This window comes from Methylobacterium sp. AC690 (assembly GCF_979256535.1).
Genome location: NZ_CEEDOX010000002.1, coordinates 114,123 through 133,001, shown reverse-complemented (window position 1 = coordinate 133,001; position 18,879 = coordinate 114,123). Strand labels below are relative to the sequence as shown.

Here is an 18,879-nt window from a genome sequence, read left to right as displayed (position 1 = left end):
GTGACCGGAAGGCCACGTCTCCCCAAAATCCCCAGTGAGCGGGACCCCCCGGCGTTTGCTTAACGCCGGAATCCCGATAGAAGCTGAGCTTGGGACCAGGTGTCAGGACGCCCGGAAAACGGGCGCCTGATTGCGGGTGCAAACTCGCGCTGAAGATATAAAGAGACGGGCGATTACATGATGTCGATGACGGGGAAGCGCCGGCGTAAGTCGGCGGAACAGACCATCGTCCTAGTCGCCGCGGCGGCCGCTGGCCTCGTTCTCGGTGGAGCCGCTCAGGCGCAGCAGATCGTCGTCCAGGGTAACAAGCGTGTCGATGCCGACACCATCCGGTCCTACGTGACCGGCACCGCCTCCGGATCGCCCGAGGAAGCCCGCCGCAACCTGCTGGCGAGCGGCATGTTCTCCGACGTCAAGGTCTCCCGCAGCGGTGCCAGCACCGTCGTCAGCGTCCGCGAGAACAACCTGATCAACCGGGTGGTGTTCGAGGGCAACAAGAAGATCGAGAAGGCCACCCTCGAGGGCGAGGTCGAGGCCAAGGCGCGCGGCGCCTTCAGCGAGGCCGTGGTTCAGGCCGACATCCAGCGCATCAAGGAAGTCTACCGCCGCGCCGGCCGCGGAACGGCCAAGGTCACCTTCCGGACGGTGGACCTGCCGAACGGCCGCCTGGACGTCATCTACGTGATCGAGGAAGGCGACAAGACCGGCATCAAGGCGATCAACTTCGTAGGCAACAATGCCTACTCGTCGTCCAAGCTGCGCGAGCTGATGTCCTCTTCGGAGATGAACTTCCTCAGCTTCATCAAGACTTCCGATGTCTACGATCCGGATCGCATCACCAACGACCTCGACATCGTCCGGCGCTACTACCTCAAGAACGGCTACGCCGACTTCCGCGTGATCAATGCGGATGCCCGCTACGTCGAGGGCGAGGGCGATGCCGGCTGGGTCGTCACCGTCACCGTTGAAGAGGGCGAGCAGTACCGCGTCGGCGCGGTCGCGATCGATTCCCGCCTGCCGGGCCTGGACACCCAGGTCCTCGACGGCGAGATCCGCGCGCAGGTCGGCGACGTCTACAATGCCGAGGACGTGGAGCGCACCCTCAACGGCGTCACCAACCAGGTCGGTCGCCAGGGCTACCCCTTCGCCCAGGTGCGTCCCACCGGCCAGCGCGACCGCGCCACCCACACCGTGGCCCTGGGCTTCGTGGTCGAGGACGGCCCGCGCGTCTACGTCGAGCGCATCAACATCCGCGGCAACACCCGCACCCGCGACTACGTCATCCGGCGCGAGCTCGATATCACCGAGGGCGACGCCTACAACCGGGTGCTGACCGACCGGGCCGAGCGGCGCCTGAACGGCCTCGGCTTCTTCAAGAAGGTGCGCTTCTCCAACGAGCCGGGCTCCTCGGCCGACCGCGTCATCATCAACATCGATGTCGAGGATCAGCCCACGGGTTCGTTCTCGGTGGCGGGCGGCTACTCCACCCAGGACGGCATCATCGGCGAAGTCTCGATCTCGGAGTCGAACTTCCTCGGTCGCGGCCAGTACGTCCGCGTGGCGGGCACCGGCGGCCAGTACTCCCGTGGCCTCGACTTCTCGTTCACCGAGCCGTACTTCCTCGGCTACCGTCTCGCCGCCGGCTTCGATGCCTTCTACAAGTACAGCGACCAGACCCGCTACTCGCGCTACGAGACCACGGTCTATGGCGGCCAGCTCCGCGTCGGCCTGCCGATCACCGAAGAGTTCGGCATCACGATGCGGTACTCGCTCTACAACACCGAGTTGAAGGTTCCGAACACGATCAAGCGCCCGTACAACGACTGTTCGAACCCGATCCCGGGTTACACTGTGTTGACGGGTGGAACGGTTGCGACCGGTGCACCGGGTGAGCAGGCTGCCTACCCCGCCTGTGCCCTCGACGGCGAAGCCTCGATCGCGCTCAAGGGGTCGCAGGGCAACACGCTGACCTCGCTCGCCGGCCTGACGCTCGCCTACTCGACCCTCGACAACCTCGGCTCGCCCCGCAACGGCCTCTACGCCGAGCTGAAGCCGGACGTCGCCGGCCTCGGCGGCGACTCGAAGTTCTTCCGCGTGACCGGCGATGCCCGGTACTACAAGGAGCTCTACGAGGACGTGGTCGGCTTCGTCCGCTTCCAGGGCGGTCACATCACGGCCCTGAACGATCAGCCCCTGCGCATCACCGATCAGTTCTTCCTCGGCCCATCGCTGGTCCGCGGCTTCGCGCCCAACGGTATCGGTCCGCGCGACGTCGGCATCAGCGACAGCCGTTCGAACGCCATCGGCGGCTCGACCTACTTCGGCGGAACGGTCGAAGTTCAGTTCCCGCTCCCCGGCGTGCCGCGGGATCTGGGCCTGAAGGGCGCGGTGTTCGCCGATGCCGGTACGCTGTTCGGCTATAACGGCCGGACGCAGTTCAACGTGAACGGCGATGCCTTCATCAACGGTATCGCACCGGGCGGCGCCTGTAACTTCAACCAGAACACCATCGGCGTCGAACCCGAGTGCGTGAACGTGCGCGACAAGATGACGATCCGGTCCTCGGTCGGTGCGTCGATCCTCTGGAACTCGCCGCTGGGCCCGATCCGCTTCGACTACGCCTACGCCCTCTCGAAGGATGAAGGCGTGAAGGCCTACGATGCGACCGGCAATTACCTCGGCCGCGTCGGCAAGGATCAGCTGCAGGCCTTCCGGTTCTCCGGCGGCTCGCGGTTCTGACCCGGAGCGCTGCCTCCTTTCGGGGAGGCAACGCGTTGTGACGGCATGTCAGATCCGATCTTCTTCTCCGCGACCACCACCCTCAGCCTCGGCGCCATCGCCGAGGCTGCTGGCGTTTCGCTGCCCGAGGGCACGAACCCGGACGGCGTGATCACCGGCGCCGCGCCGCTGGAATCCGCCACGCCGACCGACGTCGCCTACATGGACAACGCCCGCTACGGCGACGCGCTCGCAGCGACCCAGGCAGGGCTCTGCCTCGTCTCGCCCCGCTTCGCCCCACGGGTGCCGGCCGAGACCGTGGCCCTCGTCCTGCGGGATCCCTACCGGCTCTACGCCGGCCTGCTGGCGCGGCTCCATCCGGAGGCGATGCGGCCCGCCTCGCTCTTCGGCTCGGCCGGCATCGCCCCGGGGGCCCATATCCATCCCGAGGCGCGCCTCGAACCCGGCGTGCAGGTCGATCCGGGCGCCGTCATCGGCCCGGGTGCCGAGATCGGCTCCGGCACGGTCATCGGCCCGAATGCCAGCATCGGCCCCCGGGTCCGGATCGGGCGCGACTGCGCGATCGGAGCCGGGGCCACCCTGACTCATGCGCTTCTCGGCAACCGGGTCATCATCCATCCGGGCGCGCGCCTCGGCCAGGACGGTTTCGGCTTCGCCATGGGGCCGGGGGGTCACCTGAAGGTACCGCAGATCGGCCGGGTCATCGTTCAGGACGATGTCGAGATCGGCGCCAACACCACGATCGATCGCGGCGCCAGCCGCGACACGATCATCGGTGAGGGCACCAAGATCGATAACCTCGTGCAGATCGCCCACAACGTGGTCATCGGGCGCCACTGCGTGATCGTTTCAGGAGTAGGAATCTCCGGGTCGACCACCCTCGAGGACTACGTCGTCCTGGGTGGTCAGGTCGGCGTCGTCGGCCACCTGCGCATCGGCATGGGATCGCAGATCGCCGGCTCGTCGAACGTGAACCGCGACGTGCCACCCGGCAGCCGATGGGGCGGGACGCCGGCCAAGCCCGTGAGGGCTTGGTTCCGCGAGTTGACCACGCTCGCGCGCCTGGCCGAGCGTTCCAGCGGCGGGGACGAGCCGAAGGCCTGAGCCTCAGCCGCGCGGGTGCCGATCCTCCAGGTGGAGGTAGTCGCCGCCGAATCCGGCGAGCGCCTTCAAGCCACCGGGATCGCGGATGAGGAGCATCCCGTCGGCCTGGGCGACGAGACCGCGGCCCGTGAGGTCCTGGATCGCCCGGGTCACGTGCACGCCGGAGAGGGCGGTCGCGTCCGCGAGGTCCGACTGCGACTGGGGCAGCGGGAAACCCCGTGGACCCGCCAGCCCGACGACCTCGAACCGGGCCTGCAACTCGCAGAAGAGATGGGCGACCCGCTGGATCGGCCCGCGCGACCCGAGACCGACCAGCCATTCGCGCAGGGTCGCCTCGTCGACGAGGGTGGTCTTGCGCAGGGCCGCCGCGATGTTGGGATGGCTGCGGATGAGGTCGAGCACGGTCGTCCGGTCGAGCCGGGCCACCCGACTGTCCGTCAGGGTCATGATGGTGTGATCCATCCGGCTCAACAGGGCGACGTCGAGGTCGCAGACATCGCCCGGGAGCAGGTAGGCGGTGATCTGGCGCCGATCCGGACCGACCCGCCTGTAGCGACAGGCCATTCCCTCCAGCATCAGGAAGACGCCTCCGGGGCGATCGCCCTCGCGGATCAGATCGATCCGGGCCGGCACGGCGACGGCCTCGTCCGTGAGGCGCTGCAGGCGCTCCCGATCCGCCGACGTGAGCGGAACGAAGCCGTGCAGCTTACGAATGAACGGGTTCGCGTCGGCCAGCGCCGGCGGGGTGCGGTGGGCCGCGCGAGCGGGCTTCGCCCCGGGCTCCGGCGCCGCGTTGCCGGACCCCTTCAGGGCCAGCACGAACAGCCCTGCGAATTGCTGCAGGATCCGGGCGTCTTCCGCATCGAACCGCGCGGTCACGTCGTGGTGGATGGCCCAAAGCACGCCGAGCACCCGCCCGGCGGTGTCCCGCACGGGCGTGAACAGGCCCTCGAGCAAGGGCGCGCCCGCCTCGTCGGCGAGGCCGGCGAACGGGCGACTGACGAGGATGGTCTCTCCCGTCTCCACACAGTGACGCTGCGCATCGCCATCGGGCGGAAACCGCAGGCCGGCCTGGTCGGCGAGCCGGCCGGCGACGCGGCTCCAGACCAGCGTGTCCTCCTCGACGTCGCGCAGGGCGAGCCCTGCCGAGCCGCATCCGCAGAGCCGGAGGATCGCGTCGAGGATCGCCTGGCCGGCGGCGGCCGGGTCCGGCACCAAGTGCGCGGCGACCGCGCCGAGGGCTGCGGCCGTGCCGGCGAGATCCATCGCCCGCACGGGGCGATGCGCCAAGTCCGCGGAGATGACGACATCTCCAGGACGGAGCGCCTGAACGTTGTTGCTCGCTGAAACTTCGATGTTCCCTGGTCTCACGGTCCCGCTTTGAGGGGACCGATCCTTATCGGGTGAAACCATCAGGTCTTGTCCTCGGAAAGGGAGGTCTTCGGACAGCCGCCGTTTCTGGGTCGGCCCTCATGGATTCTGGGGCTCGCGAAGGCGACGTCAAGATCGGGAAACTTCTACTCAAACGTTAGCCTCCGCCCTGGAATGACAACGTGGCGATCGGTCGCCCCGATCGTTGCTCCGCTGGCCGGGCGACCGCAGCTTTCAGCCCTGAGGGCTTGCATCCGCGGTCCATCTGCCGAATGAAGGCGCTTCCTCCAGATCTGGCGGCGAACGGGAACGAGGCGGGACGGCGGGGCGCCGACGCGCAGTAGGATCAGACAATCGATGAGCGACATGCCGCGTGAACTCGGCTCGGCTGATATCCAGAAGGTTCTGGAACTCCTGCCGCACCGCTATCCCTTCCTGATGATCGACCGGATCGTCGAGATCGACGGCGACCGAAGCTGTGTCGGGATCAAGAACGTCACGATCAACGAGCCGCAATTCACCGGGCATTTCCCCGGCCTGCCGGTGTTTCCCGGCGTCCTGCTGATCGAGGGCATGGCACAGACCGCGGGGGCCATCTGCTGCCGCCACATCATGAGTGACGAGCTGCGCACCAAGCAGGTGTTCTTCATGACCATCGACAAGTGCAAGTTCCGCAAGCCCGTCGTCCCCGGCGACACCGTGCGCTACCACATGACCAAGACCAACCACCGCCGGACCATGTGGTGGTTCCGCGGCGAGGCGCGGGTCGACGGCGTCCTGGTCGCCGAGGCCGAGATCGGCGCCATGCTGGTGACCGAGTGAGCGCCGCCGCGGAGATCCACCCGAGCGCGGTGGTCGAGGACGGCGCGACCCTGGGCGAGGGCGTCCGGGTCGGTCCGTTCTGCCATGTCGGTCCGTCCGTGACCCTCGGCGCGGGCTGCGAGCTGGTCAGCCACGTGGTGGTGGCCGGCCAGACCACGATCGGCCCCCGGACCCGGATCTTTCCCTTCGCCTCCATCGGCCATCCGCCGCAGGACCTGAAGTTCAGGGGCGAGACCTCGACCCTCACAGTGGGCGCCGACTGCCTGATCCGCGAGGGCGTGACCATGAATCCCGGTACGGCCGGGGGCGGCCTCGAGACGACGGTCGGCGACAACTGCACCTTCCTCGCCAACGCGCATGTCGGCCACGATTGCCGGGTCGGCGACGGCGTGGTGTTCTCGAACAACGTCATGCTCGCCGGCCATTGCAGCGTCGGCGACTACGTCATCATCGGGGGCGGCGCGGCCGTGATCCAGTTCGCGCGCGTCGGGGCGCACGCCTTCGTCGGCGGCCTGTCCGGCCTCGAGAACGACTGCATCCCGTACGGGATGGCCCTCGGCAACCGCGCCTACCTGTCCGGCCTGAACATCATCGGCCTGCAGCGGCGGGGCTTTGCCCGGGAGGACATCCACACCCTGCGGCGGGCCTATCGGCTGCTCTTCGCCAACGAGGGCACGCTGATGGAGCGCCTCGAAGACGTCGCCGCCGAGTTCGAGACCCATCGCGCCGTGGCCGAGATCGTCGCCTTCATCCGCGCCGGCGGCAAGCGTTCGCTCTGCACACCGCGCGAGACGCCGAGCGCCGCTTGAGCGCGAACCCGGCGCCGGCCGCGCGCATCGCGCCCGCACCGGCGGCGCTGGTCCTGGTGGCGGGCGCCGGCCGCCTGCCGGAACTCGTGGCCGCCTCCCTCGACCGGGCGGGGCGTCCGTTCCGGGTCCTGGCCATCCGGGGGTTCGCCGAGCGGGCGATGCGCGCCCGCGCCGCCGCCACCGTCGACCTCCTCGACATTGCCGGCATCCTGGCGATCCTCAAGGCCTGGGGGCCGGTCACCGTGGTGCCGGCCGGCGGCGTGTCCCGGCCGAACCCGGCCGCGATCCTCAACGCCGCCGCGGCCCTGCGCAACCGAGACGCCCTGAAGGCCATCTCCGACGGGGGCGACGACCGCCTGCTGCGCGGCGCCCTGGCGCTCCTGGAGGAGCACGGCCACGGCGTGGTCGGCGTCCACGAGGTCGCCCCGGATCTGCTCAGTCCCGAGGGCCTGCTCGGCCGGCACGCCCCCGATGCCGCGGCGCGGGACTCCATCGCCACCGGCCGCGCCCTGCTGGCGGCCCTGTCGGATTTCGACGTCGGCCAGGCCACCGTCGTCGTCGGACAGCGGGCCCTGACCGTCGAGGGTCCGGAGGGGACCGACCGGATGCTGGCCCGGGCCCGGATGCTCGGACGCCGGCCCTTCGGCTACGGCAGCGCACAGCCCGGCACCGTGCTGGTGAAATGCGCCAAGACCGGCCAGGACCTGCGCGTCGACCTGCCGGCGATCGGCCCCCGCACGGTGGCGAACGCGGCGGCGGCGGGCTGCGCCGGTTTGGCCGTCCAGGCGGGCTTCACCCTGATCATCGACCGTCCGGCGACGATCGCGGCGGCGGACCGGGCGGGCCTCTTTCTCCTCGGCCTGGGCGCCGACGCGGGCGGTCCGGAGGCCAGAACGGGATCTGGATCATGAGCGAACCGCGCAGCGAGCGGACGATCTGGCTGGTGGCCGGCGAGGATTCCGGGGATCAACTCGGGGCCAAGCTGATGCGCGGCCTGCGCGAGCTTTCGGATCGCCCGATCCGCTTCGGCGGGGTCGGCGGCGAGGCCATGGCGGCGGAGGGCTTCGCCTCGCTGTTTCCCATCGACGACGTGGCGGTGATGGGCTACCTGCCCGTCGCTGCCCGGCTGCGCACCCTGCTGCGGCGCATCCGCCAGACCGTGCGCGACGTGGTCGAGGCCCGGCCGGACGTCCTCGTCATCATCGACAGCCCCGGCTTCACCCACGCGGTCGCCGCGCGGGTGCGCAAGCGGATGCCGGACCTGCCCATCGTCGACTACGTCTCCCCCAGCGTCTGGGCCTGGCGCCCCTGGCGGGCGGCGAAGATGCGCCCCTTCATCGATCACGTCCTCGCCCTCCTGCCGTTCGAGCCGGAGGCCCATCGGCGCCTGAACGGCCCGGCCTGCACCTATGTCGGACACCCGCTGATCGAGCGGCTCGGGGAGCTGCGGCCCGGGGCCGCCGAGGCCGAAGCCCGCATGACGGGGCGGCCGGTCCTGGCGATCCTGCCGGGTTCGCGCCGCTCGGAGATCGAGCGGCTAATGCCGGTCTTCGGCGCCACCCTGGCGCGGCTCACGGCGCGCTTCGGACCGATCGAGGCGGTGCTGCCGGCGGTGACCCGGCACAGGGCCCTGATCGAGCGTCTGGCGCTGGCCTGGGACAGTCCGGTCACCCTCGTTCACGGCGAGGCGGCCAAGCACGCCACCTTCCGCCGGGCCCGGGCGGCGCTCGCGGCCTCGGGCACCGTCACCCTGGAACTGGCCCTGGCCGGCGTGCCGATGGTGGTCGCCTACAAGGTCTCGCGGATCGAGGAGGCGGTGGCCCGCCGCCTCATCCAGGTGCCCACGATCGTGCTGCCGAACCTGATCCTCGGACAGAATGCGATGCCGGAATTCATCCAGGCCGAATGCACAGCTCCGCGCCTCGCCGACGCGGTGGCACCGCTCCTGGCGGGAGAGCCGGCACGGGATGCGCAGGTGGACGCGCTCGCCCGCATCGACAGCCTGATGCGCCTACCGGACGACGACCCGCCGAGCCGGAGCGCCGCCCGCATCGTCCTCGCCGCCCGCCGGGCGGCCTGACCGCTCACGCGTCTGCGGGGACCGGACCGTAGCGGTTGGCCCCCGGGCTCCCCGCCCGGAACACCGTCTCGACGAAGAACCAGAGGAAGAAGCCGGTCATCGCCAGAACCAGGGCGATGACCGGGAGCGGATGGGCGTCGACGGCCCGCTCCAGGGGCAGGACGCCGACCGTTTCGGCCAGGACATACAGGCCGAACCAGCCGCCGCTGCGGTTGCGGTCGTGCAGGCGCCGGACCGTCTGGATCGCCGTCGCCCCGATCACCGGCAGGATGCCGGCGACCGTCAGGACCCCGACCCAGCGCAGGCCTAGGCTGGCGAGCCAGATCCCGAGGCAGAGCAGCCCGAAACCGAGGAGCAGCGTGCGGATCAGCAGGTGCCGGTAGGCCGGGGCCGCGAGCCGCCCGCGCGGATCGTAGAGGGCGAGGGTGGCGCGAAGGCGTTCGGTCACGTGCCCCTCGGCTTCACCCGCCGGGTCGGCGGTTCCGCGACCGGGTCCTCGGGCCAGGGATGGCGCGGATAGCGCCCGCGCATCTCCGAACGCACGGCGCTCCACGACCCGCGCCAGAAACCCGGCAGATCGCGCGTGATCTGGATCGGCCGCGAGGCCGGTGAGAGCAGGTGCAGGACCAGGGGAATACGGCCCCCGGCGATGCTCGGATGGCGCTCGAGCCCGAACAGCTCCTGCACCCGGACGGCGAGCACCGGCCCGCCCTCGGCCTCATAATCGAGGGCGATGCGCGAGCCGGTGGGCACCTCGACATGGGTCGGGGCCTCGGCGTCGAGGCGCGCGCGCAGGGTCCAGGGCAGCAACGCCTGCAGGGCGCGCGCGAGATCGTCGGCGCCGACCGCGTCGAGGCTGGTGCGCCCGACGATCTCGGGCGCCAGCCAGGCCTCGATCGTGTCCAGGAGGTGGGCGTCGGACAGGTCGGGCCAGGTCTCGGGATCGGCCGCCCGCAGGAACTGCAGTCGGGCCCGCCACTGCGTCAGCGCCGGCGTCCACGGCAGGGCCGGGAGGCCGATCTCGGCAACGCCCCGCGCCAGGATCTCCGCCGCGGCGAGGTCGGCCGGGACCGGCAGGGTGCGCTCGCCCAGCGTGAGCGCTCCGAGGCGCCGCAGGGAGCGGGCCCGCAACGCGCGGGCACTCCGATCGAAGGTAACCTGTGTCGTCGCCGCGATGGTCGATCCGAACAGGGCCTCGATCGCCTCCAGGGTGATCGGCGCTGCCGCGAGGATGCGCCCCTGGGCGGCGGTGCCGGTCAGCTCGGCCACCACGAGGAACGGCGCGCGGGCCAGGGCGGAGGCCGCATCGACGCGGCCGGCCCGGCCGTTGGCCATCACGAACTCGCCGTCGCGGCCGCGGGCGCGTGCGACGCGATCGGGATAGGCCAGGGCGAGGAGCGGCCCGGCCTCGCTCATGTCGAGGCCCCCGGCTGCGCCGGCCCGGGCCCCGGCGAAGCTCTCCGCCTGCCGGGCCCAGCCCTGGGCGAGGCGGCGCATGTCCGCGGCCCGCTGGGCGCGGTCGCGGGCGAAGCGCTCGGCCCGATGGGTCACGTCGGTGTCGTCCCCGCCGAGGCCGCGCTCGACCAGCACCGCCGCGAGATCCGCCGCCGCGCGGGCCGTGCCGTACCCTGCCGCGCCGACCACCATGCGGGCGAGGCGCGGCGGCAGCGGCAGGGCGCGCAGGGCCCGGCCGGTCTCGGTGAGACGGCCTTCGGCCTCGATCGCCCCGAGGTCCCGCAGCATCGCCCGCGCCTCGGCCAGGGCGGGGGCGGGTGGCGGGTCGAGGAAGGCGAGGGTCGCGGGATCGGCGACGCCCCAGGCGGCGCAGTCGAGCACCAGGCCCGCGAGGTCGGCGGCGAGGATCTCCGGGCGGGTGAAGGGCTCCAGGGCGTTGGTGGCGGCTTCCGCCCAGAGACGGTGGCAGATGCCCGGCTCGGTGCGGCCCGCACGCCCCCGGCGCTGGTCGACGGAGGCGCGCGACGCCCGCGCGGTGACGAGCCGGGTCAGCCCGAGGCCGGGCTCGTAGACGGGCACGCGCGACAGGCCGGAATCGACGACGATGCGCACGCCCTGGATGGTCAGCGAGGTCTCGGCGATGCTGGTGGCGAGCACCACCTTGCGCCGGCCCGGCGGCGCGGGCGCCACGGCGCGGTCCTGCTCGGCGGGCGTCAGCGCCCCGTAGAGGGGCGCGATCTCCGTGACGGCGTCGACCTTGTCGGCCAGCAGCGTCGCGACCCGGCGGATCTCGCCCTGGCCCGGCAGGAAGGCCAGGACCGAGCCCGGATCGGCCCGCAGGGCCCGCAGGATGGCCTCGGCCACGACGTCCTCGATCCGGCGATTCGGGTCGCGGTCCCAGTACCGCGTCTCGACCGGGTAGGCGCGCCCCTCCGATTCGATCACCGGCGCAGTGCCGAGCAGCCCGGCGACCCTGGCGCCGTCGAGGGTCGCCGACATGACCAGGATTCGCAGGTCCTCGCGCAGGGCGCCCTGGGTGTCGAGGGCCAGGGCGAGGCCGAGATCCGCGTCGAGGGAGCGCTCGTGGAACTCGTCGAAGAGGACCGCACCGATTCCGGTGAGTTCCGGATCGTCGAGGATCATGCGGGTGAAGACGCCCTCGGTGACGACCTCGATCCGGGTGCGGCCGGAGATCTTCGAGCCGAGGCGGACCCGGAGGCCGACCGTGTCGCCGACGCGCTCGCCGAGGGTGGCGGCCATGCGCTCGGCCGCTCCGCGGGCGGCCAGGCGGCGCGGCTCCAGCAGGATGATCTTGTCGGAGGGGCGCAGCCAGGGCGCGTCGAGAAGGGCCAGCGGCACCCGGGTGGTCTTGCCCGCGCCGGGCGGCGCAACCAGGACCGCGGCCGACCCCCCGGCGAGGGCGTCGCGCAGGGCCGGAAGGGCGTCCTCGATCGGCAGGTCCGATACGGCGTTGGCGGAGCTTGGGTGGGCCATCCCGGTGCTGGTGACGCGATCCGGCGCGATCCGCAAGCCGGGGGATCGCCCTGTGCGGGCTGAGGGCCGCCATGCCGAACCGGCCGTCGTCCCGGAGCCGGAGGTCCGCTATGGGTATGCCCCGACGGGCGGCGATGCGAGCGGCCAGCCATCCGGGTGGCCCCGAGGGACAGCGACATGACGGTATCGAGCGACGACGATCTGGCGGCGTTGAAGCGGATCGGGCGCATCGTCGCCCAGACGTTGGAAGCGATGGGGAAGGCAATCGAACCCGGGATGACGACGGCGGAGCTCGACCTCGTCGGACGCCGTCTGCTGGAGGCGGCCGGTGCCCAGCCGGCGCCGGAGCTGGCCTACGGCTTTCCCGGCGCCACCTGCATCAGCGTCAACGAGGAGGTCGCGCACGGCATTCCGGGGGCGCGCCGGATCAACCCGGGCGACCTCGTCAATATCGACGTCTCCGCGGCGAAGGACGGCTACTTCGCCGATACCGGGGCCTCGTTTCCCGTGCCGCCCGTGACCCGCGCGGTGGAGCGGCTGTGCAAGGATGGCCGCCGGGCGATGTGGACCGGCCTGCGGCAGGTCGGGACCGGCAAGCCGATCGCCGCCATCGGCCAGGCGGTCGGGGCCTTCGCGCGCCGGAACGGCTACACCCTGGTGCGCAACCTCGCCAGCCACGGCGTCGGCCACTCCCTCCACGAGGAGCCCACCGAGATCGCCACCTGGCCCGACGCCTCCGAGCGCCGGGTCGCCACGGACGGCCTGGTGTTCACCGTCGAACCCTTCCTGTCCCTCGGGGCCGAGTTCGCCGAGGATGGCGACGATCCCTGGACCCTCTACAGCCGGCCGCAGGCGCCCACGGTGCAGTACGAACACACGGTGGTCGCCACCCGCAACGGCCCGCTCATCATCACCATGGCGAACTGAGGGCCACGCCGGCGGCGCAACGGCGGGGTCCCGTGCGGGCTGATCCGTCGCGTCAGGCTCCGCAGCCCACGGCCCCACGACCCGCCCCGCTCGCGGCGATTGCGTCAGGGCGTGGGCGTCGTGCCCATGGTCGAGGCCTTCAGCTCGGGATTCTTCAGCTGGGCATAGGTGACGCTGGCGAAGCTGCCGATCACCGCGTGCCACCCGGCCTTGTCGTAGCGCGCGTCGTTCCGCCCGGCCTTGCAGAAGGCCGTCGTCAGGCCGTTGACGATGTCGTCGCCCTTGGCGTCGGGAACCGCCGCCTTGATCTTCGGCAGGAGCGCGTTGACGATCGGGATGAAGTTCTCGGGCTCGAGCCCGGCGAGGCTCTGGGCCGCACCCGACTCGGCCACGGCCTTGGCGATGTCGGGCTGGGCGATCTCCGCGCAGGGCGCGGTGCCCGCCAGCATCGTCTCCGTGGCTTTGCGCGCGGTGGCGACGACGCCGCGCTCGCTGATCACCGGAGCGGCATTGCCCCAGGCGTTGCGGACGTAGTCGGTGACGTCGGCCACCTCCTGGTCGGTCATGCCGGCGCCGATGGCCGGCATCGGCGCGTAGCCGTTCTGGGCCGAGAGGCCGCCGAGGATCACGCGGATCACCGTCTCGGGGCCCTGCGCCTGCACCGAGGTGTTGCCGGCGAGCGCCGGGATCGCGCCCTCGACGCCCTTGCCGTCCGGCTTGTGACAGGAGGAGCAGTAGCTGAGATAGGTCGCCGCGCCGGGGGCGTCGGCCTGGTTGAAGGCCTGGATGTCCTTGACCTTGTAGCTCTCCTTGGCCTTCTGCGTGCGCAGGTAGGCCACCATCGCCTTGAGGTCGGCGTCGGTCATCTTCGACAGGGATTCCTGGATGGTCTGGCGCATCGGGCCCGCCGCGACGCCGGGCTGGTTCCCCGGGGCGGCGCCGGTCTTCAGGTAGGTCACGACCTGATCGTCGCTCCAGCCACCGATGCCGGTATGGTCGTCGGGGGTGATGTTGGGGGCGTACCAGCCGTCGATGACGCCGCCGCCGAGCTTGCCGGCCAGGCCGCTGTTGCCCACGATCTTGTTGGCGTTGTGACACATGCCGCAATGGCCGAGCCCTTCGACGAGGTAGCCGCCGCGGTTGACCTCGGCGCTCGCCTGCGGGTCCGGCTGGAATTCACCGGCGGTGAAGAAGGCGGTGCGCCAGGTGATGAGCGCGGTGCGGATGTTGAACGGGAAGGGGATTTCGGAGGGCTTGCGCGGCTCGTGCACTGCCGGCAGCGACTTCAGATAGGCGAAGATCGCGTCGGAATCGGCGCGGGTGACCTTCGTGTACCAGGCGAAGGGAAAGGCCGGGTAGAGGTAGGAGCCGTCCTTGGTGATGCCCTCGTGGAAGGCGCGGTAGAAGTCGTCCGCGCTCCACGTGCCGAGGCCGGTCTCCGGGTCCGGGGTCAGGTTCGGCGTGCGGATCTTCCCGATCGGCGTGTTGAGCACGTAGTTGCCGGCGAAGGGCTTGCCGTCCGGCGCCGTGTGGCAGGCCACGCAGTCCCCGGCGGTCGCCAGGTACTCGCCCCGCTTGATCAGCTCGGCATCCTGCGCCGAGGCGCCCTGGGCGGCCAAACCCACGACGAGGCCGGTCCCCAGTCGGAGAGCGGTGCGGCGGTAATCCATGGCGTCTCTCCGGAGCTGTGGTGTCGGGGGGTGGTCAGGCGCGCCCGTCGTGGGGATCGCGAAGGCGGACGGGCGGAGGGAGGAGGCCGAGGCGCAGCACCATCTCGACGAGGTGCGCCAGGCCGGCCAAAGCGAGGCATCCGGCGATCACGGGCCAGCCGGTACCGGTCAGGGCGCCGCGCAGCGCCAGCATCAGGGCCGCGCCGGAGGTCAGGTTGCACAGGAGCGCGAGCGGCCAGGCGCCCTGCGTCCGACGACTCCACAGGATCAGGCCCAGCGCCTCGCCGGCGACGAGGAGCAGGATCGCGTCCACGAGGTGACCGCTGGCGAGAAGTGCCTCCATCGCTCACGCGCTCCGGAATGGACCGTTGAGGCGAACGATCGCCCGGTTCAGGCAGGCGGCGACCCCGACCCAGAGGAGGTAGGGCAGCAGGAGAAGGGCAGCCATCCCGTGCACGCGCCCCGTGACGACGATGAGCACGCCGATGGAGAGCCAGAGGAACAGCACCTCGACGAAGGCCCAGTCCGGCCGGCGCAGGCGGAAGAACAGGCCGCTCCAGGCGATGTTCAGCACGGCGTTCACGGCGTAGGCGGCGACCAGCGACGCGCGGGCGGCGGGGCTTGCATCGGCGTTCCAGGCGAGGACGGCCGAGATCGCCGTCAGCGTGAAGATCGTGGTCCAGACCGGGCCGAAGGCCCAGTCCGGCGGCTTCCACGCGGGACGCCGGAGGGCCTGGTACCAGGGCCCCGTCGTGGTCAGGAGGCCGCCCGCCAGCGCCACCAGGATCGCCGCGCCCGCGGCGATTCCAGCCGGCCCCCAGCCGCCCGCCCCGTCGAGACCTGTCGCGAGATCCCCGGCGAGACTCACGGCGAGACCCAGCGGAACAGGTGCGCGAGGTCCTTGAAGAAGATTCGCGCATGGGCCGCGGGCTTGGCCCGGACCAGCTCCTTGTTCATGTAGGAATCCCAGGTCAGCTGCTGCACGTCGCGATCCCGGCAGATCGACACGAAGCTCTCGCGCAGTCCGTCGTTGCGGTACCAGACCGCCTGCATGATCCGCAGGATCAGGAAGACGCGCCCGTGCAGCCGCATGAAGTTGCGTCGCGCCCCGGCCAGTGCCCGGACCTGCCCGGTGGCAAGGAAGGCCTGCGCGGCCTCGGCGGCGAGGCGCCCGCCGAGCATGGCGTAGTAGATGCCCTCGCCGGAGGCCGGTGCGACGATGCCGGCCGCGTCCCCGGTCAGGAGGACGTCGCGGCCGTTGTCCCAGCGGCGCAGGGGCTTCAGGGGCAGGGGGGCGCCCTCGCGCCGGACGGTCTCGCCCGCCGCGAGGCCGGTGGAGGCGCGCAGGGACCGGATGGCTCCGCGCAGGGAGAAGCCCTTGCGGGCGCTTCCGGTGCCGATGCTCACCGTGTCGCCGTGCGGGAAGACCCAGGCGTAAAAGTCCGGCGAGAGCTTGCCCTGGTAATAGACGTCGCAGCGGGTGGCCTCGACGTCGTGCGCACCGCCCTCGGGCAGGCGGACGATCTCGTGATAGGCGAAGACCTGGCGCATGGCGGCGTGGCCGGGGATCTCGGCCCGGCCGACGGCGGAACTCGCGCCGTCGGCGCCGATGACGAGGCGGGCCCGGGCGGCACGGGGAAAGCCGTCCTCGAGATAGTGGACGGCGGCCCCCTCCGCGTCGCGCTCGATGTGCCGGAAGGTGGCGGGCCGGAGCACCGCGCCCGCGGCCGCGGCGCGCTCCCGCAGCCAGGGATCGAAGTCGGCCCGGTCGACCATGCCGACGAAGCCGTCGCCGATGGGCATGTCCACGCGCTTGTCCCGGGGCGAGACCATCCGGGCCGAGCGGATGCGGGCGACGAGGAGATGGTCGGGAATGGCGAAATCGCGGATCAGGCGCGGGGGAATGGCGCCGCCGCAGGGCTTGATCCGTCCGGGCTTGTCGAGGAGCAGCACGCGCCGCCCGCTGCGGGCCAGGTCGGTGGCCGCGGTCGTACCCGCCGGGCCACCGCCCACCACCACCACATCGTAGGTTTCGAGGTCGGTGTCCCGCACGGCAGCCATAATCTCACCTCGTGGAAAGCGTTGCCTCGAACGGTGTTCGACGACGCAGGCCCCGCGGCACGGGGGTCGCTGGCGCGTGCGCGATGCGCAGCGCAAGGGCGGCGGCGAGGACGAAGAGCAGCGCCTCGGCGGCGAAGACGCCGGCATAGGCGTCGACCACCCGCGGCGTGACCAGGCGGGCCAGGTCCACCGCGACGGTGCCGAGGAAGCCGCCGGCTCCGAAGGCCAGGCCCTGAGCCGCGCCCCAGACGCCCATCCGCGTGCCCCGTTCGGCCTCGCCGCCGGCCCCGGCCAGCGCCATCATCGAACCGATCGCCGCCACCGCGAAGATGCCGTTGAACAGGCCGAGGGCGAAGACCGGCACCCGCAGGGGGAAGTCGGCGCCCGCGAGGCCAGCGGCCGCGATGGCGAGGAGGGCCAGGGCCGAGCCGAGGCAGCCCAGCGTGGTCCAGACTTTCAGGGAGCCCAGCACCGGGCCGCCGATGCCCATGGTGAGGCCGGCCACGGTCAGCATGCCGGCGAGGACGCCGCCGTGCTGCAGGCCCGCGAGCTTGGTGGTCCCCCCGGGCGTCATCGCGAAGACGAGGCCGGCGAAGGGTTCGAGGATGAGTTCCTGCGCGCTGTAGGCCAGCATCGCCATGAAGATGAAGACCGTGAAGCGCCGGGATTCCGGCTCGGCCCAGACCCGCGCCAGCACCACGCGGAACGGACGCTTCTCCGCCGCCTCGGCGCCGGCGGACGGCCCGGCCGCCGGCTCGACACCGCGCAGAGCCAGGAACGCCATCGTGAAAGCGACGAGCGAGACCGTGCCGGAGACGGCGATCAACCGTGCGCCCGAGAAGGGATCGAGGAAGTGCCCGGCCAGCGGCGCGGTGATGGCGAAGCCCGCGATCATCATGACCCAGACCACCGTGGCGGCGGCGCCGCGGCGGCGGGCGTCCACGCCGGTGGCAAGGAGCACGAGGAGCGAGGTTCCGGCGGCCCCCGCGCCCATGCCGACCGTGAGGAACGAGACCACCGCCAGCGCGAGGCCGGCGGCCTGGTGCGTCTCGGCGAGGGCGGTGGCCACGGCCGCGCCGAATCCGCCCAGGGCCAGGGCCGCCATGCCGCCGATGATCCAGGGCGTGCGCCGGCCGGTGCGATCCGAGCCGTAGCCCCAGCGCGGGCGCAGGACCTGAACGGCGTAGTGCAGGGCGATGAGTCCGCCGGGCACGATCGCCGGGAGGGCGAGCTCCACCACCATCACGCGGTTGATGGTCGAGGTCATCAGCACCACGACGGCGCCGAGGGCGGTCTGCACGAGGCCGAGCCGGACGATGGCGCGCCAGCCGAAGGTCGGGTTCGCCATCACGGACCTCCCTGGACCAGGGGCCGCAGGGCGAAGGCGGCCACCAGCATGCCGAGCACGTAGAGGGTGGTGCCGGTGCCGTTGTACCAGGCCGCCCGCTCGCGGGGCGCGGCCAGGAGCCGGCGCATCAGGACGAACTGACCGAGCAGCAGGACGCCGATGACCGTTCCGTGCCAGGGCCGGTTCCAGGCGAACAGGCCGAGGATGACGGCCACCTGGGGGACGGCCATGACGAGGCAGGCGAGGCGGGCGGCCCCGAGGGTTCCGAGCTGCACGGGCAGGGACCGGATCCCGGTGCGGCCGTCGCCCTCCACCGACTTGAAGTCGTTCAGGGTCATGATGCCGTGCGCGCCGATGGAATACAGCAGGGCGACCAGCAGCACGCGCCCGTCCGGTACGGCCGCCGCCATCACCGCCGCGCCGGTGAACCAGGGCAGCCCTTCGTAGCAGATCGCCACCGCCGAATTGCCCCACCATCCGTTGCGCTTCAGGCGCAGGGGCGGGGCGCTGTAGATCCAGGCCAGGACCAGGCCGAACAGGGCGGCGCCGAGAATCCAGGGGCCGAGGGCGGCGGCGACGAGGAGCGACAGCACGGTCCAGCCGGCGGCGACGTAGAGGCCCCAGCGCCCGGGCATCCGGCCCGAGGGGATCGGCCGGTGCGGCTCGTTGATGGCGTCGACGTGGCGATCGTACCAGTCGTTCACCGCCTGCGAGGTGGCGCAGACCAGGGGACCCGCCAGGATCACGCCCGCGGCGATCACCGGCCATTGCCCGGTGGGCGAGGCGCCGGAGGAGACCACGCCGCAGGTGAAGGCCCACATTGGCGCGAACCATGTGATCGGCTTCAGGAGCTCGATGAGGGCGCTGGGTGCCGGCGTTGCCATGGGGATGACGCTAGATTTTAACGCCCACGAGTGTCAAGTTTGATTTACAACATTGTCGTGAGTTTGGGCCGGTACGACGTGGTCTCGGACCGCCCGAAAGCACCGGTGCCTGGGC

16 protein-coding genes are annotated in these 18,879 nt (G+C 71.4%); 7 read left to right on the top strand and 9 right to left on the bottom strand.

What is annotated here, in order from left to right:
- The first annotated feature begins 177 nt into the window (after positions 1-177).
- Together bamA and lpxD are read left to right on the top strand one after the other, a co-directional pair.
- Positions 178-2,739, top strand: a complete 2,562-nt coding sequence (bamA, locus tag AC0IY1_RS02965; protein ID WP_055956118.1) for an outer membrane protein assembly factor BamA — start codon at positions 178-180, stop codon at positions 2,737-2,739.
- A gap of 45 nt (positions 2,740-2,784) precedes the next feature.
- Entirely contained in the window at positions 2,785-3,843 is a 1,059-nt protein-coding gene (gene lpxD / locus AC0IY1_RS02960; protein WP_471767638.1) for a UDP-3-O-(3-hydroxymyristoyl)glucosamine N-acyltransferase, read from the top strand.
- Between the two features lie 3 nt (positions 3,844-3,846).
- Here the strand turns inward: lpxD and AC0IY1_RS02955 are convergent, their stop codons facing one another.
- Positions 3,847-5,133 carry a helix-turn-helix domain-containing protein gene (locus AC0IY1_RS02955; RefSeq protein WP_471767635.1) on the bottom strand — a complete coding sequence of 429 codons (1,287 nt, stop codon included), beginning with the start codon at positions 5,131-5,133 and terminating at the stop codon, positions 3,847-3,849.
- Positions 5,134-5,580: 447 nt separating this feature from the next.
- Between AC0IY1_RS02955 and fabZ the strand changes: the two genes are divergently transcribed.
- From fabZ to lpxB, 4 genes are read left to right on the top strand one after another with little or no spacing between them, the layout of a single operon-like run.
- Positions 5,581-6,036 (top strand): 3-hydroxyacyl-ACP dehydratase FabZ, encoded by a 456-nt coding sequence (fabZ, locus tag AC0IY1_RS02950; protein WP_471767948.1) that lies wholly within the window; start codon positions 5,581-5,583, stop codon positions 6,034-6,036.
- A complete protein-coding gene (lpxA, locus tag AC0IY1_RS02945; protein ID WP_471767632.1) occupies positions 6,033-6,845 on the top strand; it encodes an acyl-ACP--UDP-N-acetylglucosamine O-acyltransferase in 813 nt (270 codons plus the stop codon). The genes fabZ and lpxA overlap by 4 nt, the downstream gene beginning before the upstream one ends.
- On the top strand, positions 6,842-7,756 hold the full coding sequence (locus tag AC0IY1_RS02940) for an LpxI family protein (protein ID WP_471767629.1): 915 nt from the start codon (positions 6,842-6,844) through the stop codon (positions 7,754-7,756). Before lpxA ends, AC0IY1_RS02940 begins: the two co-directional genes overlap by 4 nt.
- Positions 7,753-8,925 (top strand): lipid-A-disaccharide synthase, encoded by a 1,173-nt coding sequence (lpxB, locus tag AC0IY1_RS02935; RefSeq protein WP_055956107.1) that lies wholly within the window; start codon positions 7,753-7,755, stop codon positions 8,923-8,925. The genes AC0IY1_RS02940 and lpxB overlap by 4 nt, the downstream gene beginning before the upstream one ends.
- Before the next feature lie 4 nt (positions 8,926-8,929).
- Here the strand turns inward: lpxB and AC0IY1_RS02930 are convergent, their stop codons facing one another.
- Both AC0IY1_RS02930 and hrpB read right to left on the bottom strand, forming a co-directional pair.
- Positions 8,930-9,373, bottom strand: a complete 444-nt coding sequence (locus tag AC0IY1_RS02930) for a DUF805 domain-containing protein (RefSeq protein WP_471767626.1) — start codon at positions 9,371-9,373, stop codon at positions 8,930-8,932.
- A complete protein-coding gene (gene hrpB, locus AC0IY1_RS02925) occupies positions 9,370-11,874 on the bottom strand; it encodes an ATP-dependent helicase HrpB (RefSeq protein ID WP_471767946.1) in 2,505 nt (834 codons plus the stop codon). Before hrpB ends, AC0IY1_RS02930 begins: the two co-directional genes overlap by 4 nt.
- 177 nt (positions 11,875-12,051) lie before the next feature.
- Here hrpB and map point away from each other — a divergent pair, with 177 nt between their 5' ends.
- Entirely contained in the window at positions 12,052-12,801 is a 750-nt protein-coding gene (gene map / locus AC0IY1_RS02920) for a type I methionyl aminopeptidase (protein WP_471767623.1), read from the top strand.
- A 104-nt stretch (positions 12,802-12,905) separates the two neighbouring features.
- Here the strand turns inward: map and AC0IY1_RS02915 are convergent, their stop codons facing one another.
- From AC0IY1_RS02915 to chlG, 6 genes are read right to left on the bottom strand one after another with little or no spacing between them, the layout of a single operon-like run.
- Positions 12,906-14,471, bottom strand: coding sequence for a c-type cytochrome (locus AC0IY1_RS02915; protein ID WP_471767620.1), 1,566 nt, complete (start codon positions 14,469-14,471; stop codon positions 12,906-12,908).
- 34 nt (positions 14,472-14,505) lie between these two features.
- Entirely contained in the window at positions 14,506-14,814 is a 309-nt protein-coding gene (locus tag AC0IY1_RS02910; protein ID WP_471767616.1) for a hypothetical protein, read from the bottom strand.
- 3 nt (positions 14,815-14,817) lie between these two features.
- Positions 14,818-15,339 (bottom strand): TspO/MBR family protein, encoded by a 522-nt coding sequence (locus AC0IY1_RS02905; protein ID WP_471767614.1) that lies wholly within the window; start codon positions 15,337-15,339, stop codon positions 14,818-14,820.
- Entirely contained in the window at positions 15,336-16,532 is a 1,197-nt protein-coding gene (locus AC0IY1_RS02900; RefSeq protein WP_471767611.1) for a geranylgeranyl diphosphate reductase, read from the bottom strand. Before AC0IY1_RS02900 ends, AC0IY1_RS02905 begins: the two co-directional genes overlap by 4 nt.
- Before the next feature lie 4 nt (positions 16,533-16,536).
- The gene (locus AC0IY1_RS02895) at positions 16,537-17,880 is read right to left on the bottom strand and encodes a BCD family MFS transporter (RefSeq protein ID WP_471767608.1); all 1,344 of its coding nucleotides are present in this window, start codon (positions 17,878-17,880) and stop codon (positions 16,537-16,539) included.
- On the bottom strand, positions 17,880-18,764 hold the full coding sequence (chlG, locus tag AC0IY1_RS02890) for a chlorophyll synthase ChlG (protein WP_055956091.1): 885 nt from the start codon (positions 18,762-18,764) through the stop codon (positions 17,880-17,882). The genes AC0IY1_RS02895 and chlG overlap by 1 nt, the downstream gene beginning before the upstream one ends.
- Positions 18,765-18,879: the final 115 nt, after the last annotated feature.

Excerpts from the sequence above, each read along its gene's own strand:
- bamA (WP_055956118.1), top strand. The coding sequence starts at position 178 with ATGATGTCGATGACGGGGAAGCGCCGGCGTAAGTCGGCGGAACAGACC.
- lpxD (WP_471767638.1), top strand. The coding sequence starts at position 2,785 with ATGTCAGATCCGATCTTCTTCTCCGCGACCACCACCCTCAGCCTCGGC.
- fabZ (WP_471767948.1), top strand. The coding sequence starts at position 5,581 with ATGCCGCGTGAACTCGGCTCGGCTGATATCCAGAAGGTTCTGGAACTC.
- lpxB (WP_055956107.1), top strand. The coding sequence starts at position 7,753 with ATGAGCGAACCGCGCAGCGAGCGGACGATCTGGCTGGTGGCCGGCGAG.
- hrpB (WP_471767946.1), bottom strand. The coding sequence starts at position 11,874 with ATGGCCCACCCAAGCTCCGCCAACGCCGTATCGGACCTGCCGATCGAG.
- map (WP_471767623.1), top strand. The coding sequence starts at position 12,052 with ATGACGGTATCGAGCGACGACGATCTGGCGGCGTTGAAGCGGATCGGG.
- AC0IY1_RS02915 (WP_471767620.1), bottom strand. The coding sequence starts at position 14,471 with ATGGATTACCGCCGCACCGCTCTCCGACTGGGGACCGGCCTCGTCGTG.
- AC0IY1_RS02910 (WP_471767616.1), bottom strand. The coding sequence starts at position 14,814 with ATGGAGGCACTTCTCGCCAGCGGTCACCTCGTGGACGCGATCCTGCTC.
- AC0IY1_RS02900 (WP_471767611.1), bottom strand. The coding sequence starts at position 16,532 with ATGGCTGCCGTGCGGGACACCGACCTCGAAACCTACGATGTGGTGGTG.
- AC0IY1_RS02895 (WP_471767608.1), bottom strand. The coding sequence starts at position 17,880 with ATGGCGAACCCGACCTTCGGCTGGCGCGCCATCGTCCGGCTCGGCCTC.
- chlG (WP_055956091.1), bottom strand. The coding sequence starts at position 18,764 with ATGGCAACGCCGGCACCCAGCGCCCTCATCGAGCTCCTGAAGCCGATC.